This window comes from Burkholderia semiarida (assembly GCF_029268935.1).
Taxonomy (GTDB): Bacteria; Pseudomonadota; Gammaproteobacteria; order Burkholderiales; family Burkholderiaceae; genus Burkholderia; species Burkholderia semiarida.
This window is the reverse complement of record NZ_JAHLCL010000016.1, coordinates 1-1,674: the sequence shown is the minus strand read 5'-3', so window position 1 is coordinate 1,674 and position 1,674 is coordinate 1. Positions and strand designations below refer to the sequence as shown.

1 protein-coding gene is annotated in these 1,674 nt (G+C 59.4%); it reads right to left on the bottom strand.

The annotated features are described in order from the left end of the window. Positions 1–89: 89 nt before the first annotated feature. Positions 90–1,574: an ISNCY family transposase gene (locus KPB06_RS34405; protein WP_103691393.1), complete on the bottom strand. Its 1,485-nt coding sequence runs from the start codon at positions 1,572–1,574 to the stop codon at positions 90–92. Positions 1,575–1,674 lie beyond the last annotated feature (100 nt).

Sequence of the window (1,674 nt, the reverse complement as noted above, 5' to 3'; positions counted from 1 at the left end):
TGTCATGGCCATATCAAGATGTCGTGTTCGCAGCTAAATAGAAATGTCGTGTTTTCAGAGGAAAGAGGTCGTCTTTAACAGGGCACTGCTTACGCAGTGTCGAAGGTTGGCGCTTGAACGGGCAGGGCGTTGATGCCAGTACCACCAGACTTTGCAGACCGACGCTCAGGTTTGGCGGGGGGCTCTTGTGCCTGCCTGCGTTGCGCCAGATCCACGATCACATGTTCAACATCGGCCTGCGTGAACTCGCGCTGCTTCTTCGTGCCGGGTGGCCGTTTTGCAGTGCGAACTGGCTGACCTTGATTAGTGCGAGAAGGCGAGCCGGAAGCCCTTCGGTTATCGCGCTGCGCCTGGATCGCTTGCGCGACCTGAAGCACATGACTCAAGCGTTTGTGCTCAACCACGATGCCCTGATCGACATCAGTCAACCGGTCGTACTGCCGGTACGGCAGTACGCGCCCCTCAGCGCGGATCTCGATGCGGCCGTCTGGATATTCCCATACATCGATATAGCGATGGATCAGCTTCCGGTTCTCTGGCGTGTCGTCCAGCAAATACATCACGCGGTCATACTGCACTGTGAGTGACTTCGTGACCCGACGCGTCTCGCGCCACGTCATCAATAGATCGAGGTTCTCGTCCACTCGCAGTGGCCGGTGCGCGTCGAAATCGCTCTTCGGTGGCCTCGCGAAACGCGCGTTATAGGTCGCCATGAAGGAGGGCACAAACGCATTGGCCTCGATCAGCGTGCTGATGCCACGCAGCCGCAGTTCCTTCACGAGCCGGTCTTGCAGCGTCAGGTGCGCACGCTCCACACGCCCCTTGGCCGAACTGCTGTTCGCGCAAAACGTGTCGATGTTCAGCTCGAACATGGCGCGTCCGAAGTGCGTCACGCTGCTGCCAGTTTCGTGGGCCTTGACGCTGCGGAACACACTGGCCTTGTCGCTGTACAGCGCCACCGGTTTGCCATGACGCTCCAGGTACGCACGCGTCGCTTCGAAGTAGCTAAAGGTCGATTCGGTCTGCGTGAAATACAGGTGCATCAGCCGGCTGGTTGCATCGTCCACGTACACCAGCAGCGTGCATTGCGGCGCACGATCCTCGAACCACCGATGCTCGCTGCCGTCGATCTGGATGAGCTCGCCCAGGCATGCTCGTCGTGCACGCGGCTGGTAGACCTTCGGTGGCCGCTGCCGGCGGGGCACCCACAAACCGGCATCTGTCATGAGCTTTCTCACCGTTTCCTTTGCCAGCCGGATGCCATGGCATTCCCATAGCTTCTCGGCAGCCAGCGTCGGGCCAAAATCTGCGTAGCGGTCTCGGATAATCGTCAGCGCCCGTCGGACCAACTCGACATCCAGTCGGCGATTCCCCGGGCGACCGCGCTTGCGCGACGTCAGCCCAGCCGCGCCAGATTCCCGGTACCGGATCACCAGTCGCTCGACCTGGCGCACCGTAAGGCCCAGTCGCTCAGCTGCACGTCCGGGCTTCAGTCCCGTCTCAACTACAGCCTCGATCACCTTCAGACGGTCGAGTTCTCGCATATTCAATGTCACCAGTGTGCTTCGGTGCATGGCTGGCTCCGTGGTCTTACGGGGAACCAGCTAGCATATCGAGGTCGAAACGCGACATTTCTAAACGGCTAGAACACGACATTTTTATAAAGCTACTACA